9 protein-coding genes are annotated in these 10,203 nt (G+C 50.6%); 7 read left to right on the forward strand and 2 right to left on the reverse strand.

Annotation, left to right across the window (positions count from 1 at the left end; all coding sequences use genetic code 11):
- Window positions 1-225 precede the first annotated feature (225 nt).
- Both QZN42_RS09155 and QZN42_RS09160 read right to left on the reverse strand, forming a co-directional pair.
- On the reverse strand, window positions 226-789 hold the full coding sequence (locus tag QZN42_RS09155) for a chromate transporter (RefSeq protein ID WP_296956874.1): 564 nt from the start codon (window positions 787-789) through the stop codon (window positions 226-228).
- Window positions 786-1,337 carry a chromate transporter gene (locus QZN42_RS09160; RefSeq protein ID WP_296956877.1) on the reverse strand — a complete coding sequence of 184 codons (552 nt, stop codon included), beginning with the start codon at window positions 1,335-1,337 and terminating at the stop codon, window positions 786-788. Before QZN42_RS09160 ends, QZN42_RS09155 begins: the two co-directional genes overlap by 4 nt.
- 157 nt (window positions 1,338-1,494) lie before the next feature.
- On the opposite strand from QZN42_RS09160, the gene QZN42_RS09165 reads away from it, so the two are divergent.
- The 7 genes from QZN42_RS09165 (at window position 1,495) to QZN42_RS09195 (ending at window position 10,025) form a co-directional block, all read left to right on the forward strand.
- The gene (locus QZN42_RS09165; protein ID WP_296956880.1) at window positions 1,495-2,343 is read left to right on the forward strand and encodes a LysR family transcriptional regulator; all 849 of its coding nucleotides are present in this window, start codon (window positions 1,495-1,497) and stop codon (window positions 2,341-2,343) included.
- A gap of 349 nt (window positions 2,344-2,692) precedes the next feature.
- Window positions 2,693-4,078, forward strand: a complete 1,386-nt coding sequence (tig, locus tag QZN42_RS09170; protein ID WP_296956882.1) for a trigger factor — start codon at window positions 2,693-2,695, stop codon at window positions 4,076-4,078.
- A gap of 212 nt (window positions 4,079-4,290) precedes the next feature.
- Window positions 4,291-4,890, forward strand: coding sequence for an ATP-dependent Clp endopeptidase proteolytic subunit ClpP (gene clpP, locus QZN42_RS09175; protein WP_296956885.1), 600 nt, complete (start codon window positions 4,291-4,293; stop codon window positions 4,888-4,890).
- A gap of 11 nt (window positions 4,891-4,901) precedes the next feature.
- On the forward strand, window positions 4,902-6,146 hold the full coding sequence (clpX, locus tag QZN42_RS09180) for an ATP-dependent Clp protease ATP-binding subunit ClpX (RefSeq protein ID WP_296956888.1): 1,245 nt from the start codon (window positions 4,902-4,904) through the stop codon (window positions 6,144-6,146).
- Between the two features lie 357 nt (window positions 6,147-6,503).
- Window positions 6,504-8,840: an endopeptidase La gene (lon, locus tag QZN42_RS09185; RefSeq protein ID WP_296956892.1), complete on the forward strand. Its 2,337-nt coding sequence runs from the start codon at window positions 6,504-6,506 to the stop codon at window positions 8,838-8,840.
- 95 nt (window positions 8,841-8,935) lie between these two features.
- Window positions 8,936-9,577, forward strand: a complete 642-nt coding sequence (gene yihA / locus QZN42_RS09190) for a ribosome biogenesis GTP-binding protein YihA/YsxC (protein WP_296956894.1) — start codon at window positions 8,936-8,938, stop codon at window positions 9,575-9,577.
- The gene (locus tag QZN42_RS09195; RefSeq protein WP_296956896.1) at window positions 9,570-10,025 is read left to right on the forward strand and encodes a hypothetical protein; all 456 of its coding nucleotides are present in this window, start codon (window positions 9,570-9,572) and stop codon (window positions 10,023-10,025) included. The genes yihA and QZN42_RS09195 overlap by 8 nt, the downstream gene beginning before the upstream one ends.
- Window positions 10,026-10,203: the final 178 nt, after the last annotated feature.

Consider the following 10,203-nt stretch of genomic DNA (forward strand, 5'->3'; position numbering starts at 1 on the left):
TACTATCTGAGCTTAAGGAATAGATGTAACAATGTAGCGCCGTATACGAGGACCGTACGTACGGTGCAATGGGAGGGCTAATAACTCTACCCTATTATGTTTTATTATTTTTACTATAGAGGATGGAAAATTGTATTTGGATAATCCCCTGATATAAAAATGGCGCCTTTTATTTTAAGGCGCCACCTTCACTTATCACTTTTCACTTACCACTTATCACTCAAATTACATAGAGAACACAATCCCTGCCACAGCGGAGAGGGCGATATAGGTGATCGGATGCCAGCGGAATTTGACGAGGGCCGCATAGATGATCACTGCCAGGATGATTGGCTGGATGCGGAAGAGGTCGGTCATGGCGCCGGAGGTCTGGAAAAGGGGAAGATTCAGGAGGGCTACCTTGGCTACGCCCAGGCCGGCTGCGGTGATGAGGGCGGTGGATGCGGGGCGGAGGCCGTAGAAGATACGCTGCACTGCATCGGATTCTTTAAACTTCGTCAGTACCGCATACACCGCAGTGATGACGATGAGGGCAGGGGCGGTGAGGGAAAGGGTGGCAAAGATGCCTCCCGGAATTCCCAGGGACTGGTATCCGGCATAGGTGGCCATATTGACACCCAGAGGGCCCGGAGTGGATTCGGAGATAGCGATCATATTGGCGATATCTTCAAAGGTGAACCAGCCGGTGCGCTGGGAAATATCATAGAGGAAGGGAAGGGTGGCAAGACCGCCGCCTACGGCAAAGAGGCCTGCCTTGAAAAATTCCCAGAACATGAGGAGCCATATCATTTGGAGGCACCTTCTTTCTTTGCGGAGGGTTTCAGGAAGAAACCGATGACTGCAGCCGCCACGACGGAAATGACAGGGGATACCGGCGCCAGAAGCGTGATGGCCAGGATGAGGAGGTAGATGAAGAGGGTCCGTTTGTCATGGACCGATTTTTTCCCCAGCTTGAGGACTGCATCCAGGATGAGGATGCATACGCAGGCCCGGATGCCTGTGAACGCATGGATGACGAAAGGATTTTCCTCAAAGTGGGTGAGGAACATGGCGATGATGGTGATGATGATCATGGACGGGGTAATGACACCGATGGTGGCAAAGAGGCCTGCCCAGAATCCTTTGAGCTTGAGCCCTATGAATGTGGCCACATTGACCGCAATCATGCCGGGCGTTACCTGGCCCAGGGCGAAATAGTCCATCAGTTCTTCATCGGTGGCCCAGTGATGATTCTCTACCACTTCCCTCTGCAGGATGGGCAGCATGGCATAACCGCCGCCAAAGGTGACCGCCCCAATTTTGGCAAACGTCAGGAAAAGCATAATCAGCAGCTTCATTTTTTCCTCCCTTGAGAGTATACTTTATCGCTCCTGAAGAGTGACTTTAAAAGAAATATTGTGCAAAGTATTGCACATCAATTGGAATGTATGTATCATAGCAGATAAAGAGGCATATGAAAAATATTTATTTCTTTCTAAACCATATGGAGGACGTATGGATTTACGGCAGCTTAATTACTTTAAAACCATTATAGAAGAAGGAACCATCACCGGGGCGGCGAGGAAGCTCCATATTTCCCAGCCGCCTCTTTCTTCCCAGATGCACCTTCTGGAGCAGGAACTGGGAGTCTCTCTCTTCCAGCGAGGAGCACGGCAGATAACGCCCACCGAGGCAGGCAGCCGGCTCTATCGGTATGCGGCGGAAATGCTGGAGCTGGAAGAAGCGGCGCGGGAGGAAATATCCACCTTCCAGTCCGGTCATCAGGGAATCTTAAGGCTCGGCCTCGTTTCTTCCGGGGGCCATGAAAAACTGTATGACCGGCTCCACCTCTTTCAGTCGAAATACCCCCACATCCAGATCAAAGTATATGAAGGAAACAGCTACGAACTGCTTGAAAAATTGAGGAAAGGGAAGATAGACGTCTCTCTTCTCCGCTCGCCTTTTTCCACTTATGGGCTGGAAATGAAGCCTCTGGCCCGCAGCCTGATGGGGGTGGGGGCGAAGATTGACTGTTTCCCTGATTTTCATAAAGAAGTTTACCGTCTGAGCGATCTGAAGGAGGCGCCTCTCATCCTCTACCGGCGCTGGGAGAAAATCATCCTGAACGAATGTGGTAAAGAAAATTTCCGGCCCAATATATACTGTGTGGCTGATGATGCGCGCACCTGCCGCCAGTGGGCGGAAGAAGGCCTGGGCCTGGCCCTGGTGCCGGAATCGGTCCTTCGTGAGAGCAGCCGCCTTACCGTGGGAATCCTGAAGGAAGAAGCCCTGACCAGCCAGCTGGTGCTGGCATCACGCAAAGGAAATCTGGAGGGACCGGCAAAGCTTTTCTTTGAGTTATAATCTTTAAAGAAATTGAATTTTCAAAATCTTTGGATTCAAAGTCAGCAGTTTGCAGTGATCAGCGGCCTGACTTCCGGGCGGATAGCTTGTTACTTAAACATTATGTATATAGAAATAAGGTACAGCGGATGGTCCTTATGGGGAAAAGTTCCGCCTTCCGCCTGTGTACAATGCAGCTGATAACTAACAACTCTCTATACCGGTCACAAAAAAATGCAATTTCATTTCCTGACATATTTGTTTTTTTATTTACATTGTGCTAAAATATAACTTGCGATTTATCGTACATTGTAAAACACTAAAAAGGTTCATTATTGTCGGTCTGCCGACTTAAGGAGGAATATTTTTTATGAACGTAAAAGTAGAGGCACTGGATCAGCACAAGGTTTCCGTGGCAGTAGAACTGCCGGCTGAAGTTGTACAGAAGGGTTTCAAGAGAGCCGTAGCCCGCATTGCCAACCAGGTCAGAATCCCCGGTTTCCGTAAAGGCAAGGCAAGTCGCAAGATCCTTGAAATGCACTTCGGCAAAGCTGCTGTAGAAGCAGAAGCCAAGGACATCGTCATCAATGAAGCACTGAATGAAGCTCTGACCCAGGAAAAACTGATTCCTGTCACCTCTCCGGAAGTCAAGGAAGAATCCTTCTCCGAAGCTGACGGCGCTAAATTCACCGCCTCTTTCGTTAAACGTCCGGAAGTAGAACTGGGCGAATACAAAGGCCTCTCCGCTGAAAGAAAGAACCCGGAAATCACCGATGAAGACGTTCTTACCCAGCTGAAGAATGCAGCAGAACAGAATGCAAAGCTTGAAAAGGCAGAAGACGGCGCAGTCCTCGCAAAGGGCGATTTCGCAGTGATTGACTTCAAAGGCACCGTAGACGGCCAGGCATTTGAAGGCGGCGAAGGCAAGTCCTATCCGCTGGAAATCGGTTCCCAGAGCTTCATCCCGGGCTTTGAAGAACAGCTCGAAGGCCACAAGGCAGGCGACGATGTAACCGTTAAAGTTACTTTCCCGGCAGACTATTTCGTAGACCTTCTCAAAGGCAAAGAAGCAGAATTCTCCGTACATATCAATGACGTTAAACGCAAACAGCTCCCTGCACTGGACGATGAATTCGCAAAATCCATCTCCCAGTACGACAAGATGGACGACCTGAAAGCAGCTATTAAACAGCAGATGCAGCTCCAGGCTATCCAGGCAGCTGAAGAAGAATACCACGAAGCACTGGTTAACCAGGCAGTAGCAAACTCCAAAGTGGATATTCCTCATGAAATGGTAGAACAGCGCATCGACGAAATCGTCAATGAAATCAAACTGAATGTGGAAGCCCAGAATTCCACCCTTGAAAAATATCTCCAGCGTCTCGGCCAGACCGAAGAAGAACTGCGCAAGAACTATGAAAAAACCGCTGAAGAACAGGTTCGTCAGGGCCTCGTTCTTGAAACCATCGCTGACAAAGAAAAGCTCGAAGTAAACAACCAGGACCTCTCCATGGAAGTTTACAGCATGGCTCACCAGTTCAATGCTGATCCGAAAGACGTTATGAAGATCATTAAAGACGAAGACCGTGTAGGTATGCTCGTTAACTCCGTCCTCCGCAAGAAAGCAGCTGCTTTCATCTACGGTTCCGCAAAGAAGGCAGAAGCTGACAAAGAAGAAGCAGAAGCCCCGAAAGCTGAAGAAGCTCCGGCTGCTGAAGAAGCACCGAAGGCTGAAGCTCCCGCTGACGCTCAGTAAGACTTCTCTGTCCGGAAGGATCCCATTTACAGGAAATATCCCGCAAGTGGCAGGCACTAATGGGTGCCTATGAATTCAATCAGGTAACTCATGATGGTAAAAAGAGACGCGGGGATGACCGGCGTCTCTTTCGACCATATAAAAACCCCTGTATTTTCCTGTTCTCCCCATCAGAAGGGAGGACAATTTCCAAAAAGAAAGGGTGCTTTACTATGGCATATGTACCGATTGTTGTTGAACAGACAGCCCAGGGAGAAAGGTCCTACGACATTTACTCCCGCCTTCTGAAAGACAGAATTATTTTCCTGGACGGCCAGATTGAAGACCATATGGCCAATGTCATCATTGCCCAGCTCCTCTTCCTGGAAGCAGAAGACCCGTCCAAAGACATTCACCTGTATATCAACAGCCCCGGCGGTGTAGTCACCGCAGGGCTCGCCATTTACGATACCATGCAGTACATCCGTCCCGATGTTTCCACCATCTGCATCGGTTCCTGCGCCAGCATGGCAGCCGTACTCCTTACGGCCGGCGCACCGGGCAAACGATATGCCCTGCCTCATTCCAATATCATGATCCATCAGCCTTTAGGTGGTGTCCAGGGACAGGCCACGGAAATCGAAATCCATGCCCGTGAAATCCTCCGCCTTCGGGAAGAACTGAACGGCATCCTCTCCAAACACAGCGGACAGCCGCTGGAGACCATCCGCAATGATACGGAAAGAGACAACTTCATGACTGCGGAAATGGCGAAAAATTATGGCCTCATCGACAAGATTCTCACCCGAAACGAACTTGTCAAAGCAAAATAAGGAGGCATCCATTGAGAAATAAAAATGAACCCACTCCGGTATGCAGCTTCTGCGGCCGTTCCGGCGATGAAGTGGAAAAGCTCATTGCCGGCCCCGGCGTCTATATCTGCAACGAATGCATCGAAGTATGCTCCAACATCCTCAAAGAGGAACTGAAAGCAGACAGAAAGAAGTCGGCTCCCCATTTCAAGCTGCCCACCCCGGTTGAAATCAAGGAATACATCGACCAGTATGTCATCGAGCAGGATGATGCAAAGATGGCCCTGGCCGTAGCCGTTTACAATCACTACAAGCGGATTGCCCATGAAGGTGACGATGATGGGATCGAACTGCAGAAGTCCAATATCATCATGCTTGGGCCCACAGGCTCCGGCAAGACCCTTCTTGCCCAGACCCTGGCCCGTTTCCTGGACGTACCCTTCGCTATTTCCGATGCTACAACGCTCACGGAAGCAGGCTATGTAGGGGAAGATGTGGAAAATATCCTCCTCCGCCTCATCCAGGCTGCCGACTACGATATTGAAAAAGCCCAGCGGGGCATCGTATATATCGATGAAATCGATAAAATCGCCCGGAAGTCGGAAAACCCCTCCATTACGAGAGACGTCTCCGGAGAAGGCGTACAGCAGGCACTCCTGAAGATTCTCGAAGGGACCGTTGCCAGCGTTCCTCCCCAGGGCGGCAGAAAACATCCGAATCAGGAAATGATCCAGATCGATACCACCAATATCCTCTTCATCTGCGGCGGAGCTTTTGCAGGCATCGATAAAGTCATTGACAGAAGACTCACCAAGAGCGTCATGGGCTTTGGCGCGGACATCGAGAAAAAAGACCAGAAGGACATGGCTGAACTCCTCCAGCAGGTACAGCCGGAAGATCTCCTGAAATTCGGGCTCATCCCCGAATTCATCGGCCGCCTGCCAGTCATCGTTCCTCTCCACCCGCTCAATGAAGCAGCCCTGGTGAAGATCCTGACAGACCCGAAGAATGCCCTGGTGAAACAGTATCAGAAACTGCTGGCTATGGACAACGTGGAACTGGAATTTGACGAAAAAGCCATCCATGCCATTGCAAAGCAGGCAATTGAAAGAAATACAGGAGCCCGCGGACTTCGTGCTATCATTGAAAAAATCATGCAGAAAGTGATGTATGAAATCCCGAGCATGAAGGATGTGGAAAAGTGCATCGTCACGGAAGATGTAGTGCTGAAACACTCCGAACCGGTCCTCATCCGCAAAGGTGAGACCCTGCAGTAAAGAGCATTCCTTCGAAAAGCCGGAGCCGGCTATACCGGTCCCGGCTTTTTGGGACCAAAAGACAGATTCTGTCCTTGAATCTGATTTTCATTGGCCAATCGTTTTCGTCCTTCCTTAAACATGAAACGGATTTCTATGGGAATTGGTCCTGAGGCAGGAAATAGATGATTTCGTGAAGAAATCAGACGCAGCCATTTAAAAGCTGCATGTACTCCATTGACGAAGAACGAACAACGAATCACGAAGAACGATTGAGATAGAAGTCAAACACAGCCGGTTTTTGCGAATTCTTATTTTCCCTTAATCAATGAATCTCCTCCCCACCTGTGTTACAATAATGATTATGGAGGAATGTATATGGAAGAAATTACTACTGAAAATAAACCAGCGCTGAACCTCCCTCTGGTAGCGCTGAAAGATATCGTCATTTATCCCCGTATGACCGTGAATCTGGATATCGGCCGCAAGGAATCCGCCAATGCCGTGAGGAAGGCAGGCCGAGGCGACCGTTACCTGGTGACTGCCATGCAGAAAGACCCGTCACAGGAATTACCGGGCACCGATGACCTTTATACCGTGGGCACGGTTATTAAAATCAGCCAGATGCTCCAGCTGCCGGGCGGACTCATCCGCATCCTGGCAGAAGGGGTTTCCCGCGTCCGCATCCTGAAAATCATGAAAGAGGAGGAATACCTCTCTGCCGATGTGGATGACCTGGAAGAAAAAAAGCCCGAAGATGAACTGAAGGCAGAGGCCTACCGGAGGACCATCCTGAAGGCTTTCTTCGAATGGCTTCACAATACGAAGCAGGGCCTTCCCGATGACCAGATGGAACAGCTGAAGAGGATCACCGATCCCGGCGAAACGGCGGATTTTATTTCCGCCCAGCTCATCCTGACCCCGCAGAGGAGAGAGGCAATCCTTGAAGAAACGGATGTCATGACCCGTCTCCAGATGGTGCGCCGCCTTCTTGATGAAGAAATACAGATCGGAAAACTGGAAGCGGAAATCAACAGCGATGTCCGCAGCAAAATGGAGAAGGAACAGCAGGATTATTTCCTTCGCCAGAAAATCAAATCCATCCACGACCGTCTGGGTGATACGGTGAGCCAGGAGCAGGAAGCCGATGATTACAGGGAAAAACTGAAAAATTCCGGCATTCCGGAAGAATATAAGGAAAAGCTCTCCAAAGAAATCGACCATCTGGCAGCCATGCCGCCTATGATGGCAGAAACCGCCGTAGCCAGAAACTACCTGGACTGGGTATTCGGCCTGCCCTGGACGAAGGAAAGCGAAGACAAGCTGGATCTCAAACAGGCGAAGATCATCCTTGACCATGATCATTACGGACTGGAAAAAGTGAAGGAAAGAATCCTGGAGTACCTGGCTGTCCGCGTGCTGGCGCCCGATGCCAAAGCGCCCATCATCTGTTTCGTAGGTCCTCCCGGCGTGGGCAAGACGTCGCTCGCCCAGTCCATTGCCAATTCCATGGGAAGAAAATTCGTCCGCATTTCCCTGGGCGGCATTCATGATGAAGCGGAAATCCGCGGCCACCGCCGCACCTATATCGGTGCCATGCCGGGCCGTTTCATTGAAGCCATTAACCAGGCGAAGACGAAGAATCCGCTGCTCCTTCTCGATGAAATCGATAAAGTGGGCGCCGATTACAGGGGAGACCCGGCATCCGCCCTTCTCGAAGCGCTGGATCCGGAACAGAACAAGGCTTTTCATGATAACTATATCGATATTCCTTTCGACTTCTCCAGAGTCTTTTTCCTGGCCACCGCCAATACCATTTCCACCATTCCGCCGGCCCTTCTGGACCGTATGGAACTCATCGAACTTTCCGGCTACACGGAAGATGAAAAGGTGAAAATCGCAAAGCAGTACCTCATTCCACGCCAGATGGAAAGAAACGGCATCAAAGAGAAGGATATCAGCTTCACGGACCTTCTCATCCGCCGGATCATCCGCGGCTATACGAGGGAAGCGGGCGTCCGCGAACTGGAACGTACCATCGGTTCCCTCTGCCGGAAGGTGGGCAAGAAGATCGTCCTGGAAGATGACAGACTTCCCGCTCTTAACGCAAAGACCCTGGAAAAATATCTGGGCCCTGTGAAATTCATGCCCATGACCGACAATCATCCCGATGCCGTGGGCCGGGTGAACGGCCTTGCCTGGACCGTGGCAGGCGGCGAAGTGCTCGATACCGAAGCAGTCACCATCAAAGGAAAGGGAAACCTCATCCTCACCGGCCAGCTGGGAGACGTGATGAAGGAATCGGCGGAGACCGCCTATACCTACATCCGGAGCCGTGCGAAAGAACTGGGTCTCTCCGATGATTTCTATGAAAAACTGGATACCCATATCCATCTGCCCGAAGGGGCCGTGCCCAAGGACGGACCTTCTGCGGGGGTCACTATGGCGACTGCCATGGCTTCTGCCTATACCGGCAGAAAAGTAAGAGGCGATACGGCCATGACCGGCGAAATCACCCTCACCGGGGAAGTCCTCCCCATCGGCGGGGTGAAGGAAAAAGTCCTGGCTGCCAGCCAGCTCGGCATCACACAGATCCTTCTCCCTGAAAAAAATAAACGGGACCTGGATGAAATTCCTGCATCTGTCCGCGACAAGCTTCACTTCGTCTACGTAAAGAACGTGACCGACGTGCTGGAACATGCGCTGGTGAAGTGAGCAGTTAGTAATTAGTAATACGTAACAGCTGACAACTAACAACTAAAAACTAAAAACTAATTTATACAGTCATATCCCCCCAAAGGAGGTGCATCTTGGCTGAAATCAAAGAAGTCAATAGTTTTCACATTTTTTCCTCTGCCTATGTATGCGCAGCGGTCAATTCTTCCCAGTACGTGAAGGATGAGAAGAAGGAAATCGCCTTCATCGGCCGCTCCAACGTGGGCAAGTCCTCCCTCATCAATTCCCTCTGCGGCCAGCGGAAGCTTGCCTATGTTTCCAGGGAACCGGGCAAGACGAGGACCATCAATTACTATGCCATCCAGTCCAGAAGGACCCTGGACGGGGAAGAACAGCGGCAGGACTGGTACCTGGTGGACCTGCCGGGTTACGGCTTTGCAAAGACCACCCAGCAGAACAGGGACAGCTGGTCCGGCTTTATCGCCCGTTACATGGAGCAGTCAAAGAACCTGGTCATGATCGGTCTCCTTATCGACCTGCGCCATCCGGGCCTTCCCATCGACATGAAAGCGTATGAATGGCTCCGCTCCATCGCGCCGGATCTCCAGATCATCGGCACGAAGGGGGACAAACTGAAGCGGAATGAACTGGCAAAGAATAAAAGGCTCCTGGATAAATATTTCCCCGGAGACGCACCGGCCATCGCCTATTCCTCTCTCACCGGTGAAGGAAAGGATGAACTCATGGCCAGGATTGAAGGAAAGATCTGTGACTGATATGAAGAAGAAACTTTTTCTCACCATGCTCCTTGCGGCGGCTTCCTTCACCGCCTTTGCCTATAATCCCTATGCGCCGAACTCCTTCGATTCGGTGAGCCCGAAATCCTGGGATTATCGGACGGTAAGGACCCTGTGCAGCGAGGGAAAAGCGCCGGACTACGATGAAAAATTTTTCAACCGCGGTGAAATCACCCGCTATGAACTGGCCGGCATCATCAAGAACCTTCTGGAAAACAACAGCCAGAAAGGCGACGATGGAGAGACCCTCGTCAAACTGAAAAAAGAATACGCCCGGGAGCTGGAATCCCTGGGCTATAAAGAAGAGAAGAAGCGGCCTGAAGGGAAGCCGATTTTTGAAATATCCGGCGACGGCCGCATCCGTTACAACAATGACGGAAAAGCGGACGGAAGAGTCAGGGTAGGCGCCACGGCGAATATCGGATGACCGGCCTCGAGCTGTAAATGAAAGAGCCATGAAAGTACATGTATTTTCACGGCTCTTTTTGCGTGGAAAGGTAATAGTTGATAGCTAATAGCAATGTCATTAACTTAAGAAATTCATAAAATAGTTCAAGTACGCATCGAAAGGTGCGTGCTTTTTTGTGCAAAAAAGTCGAAAAAAA

It is taken from the genome of uncultured Dialister sp. (genome assembly GCA_900314595.1).
Classification (GTDB): domain Bacteria; phylum Bacillota; class Negativicutes; order Veillonellales; family Dialisteraceae; genus Dialister.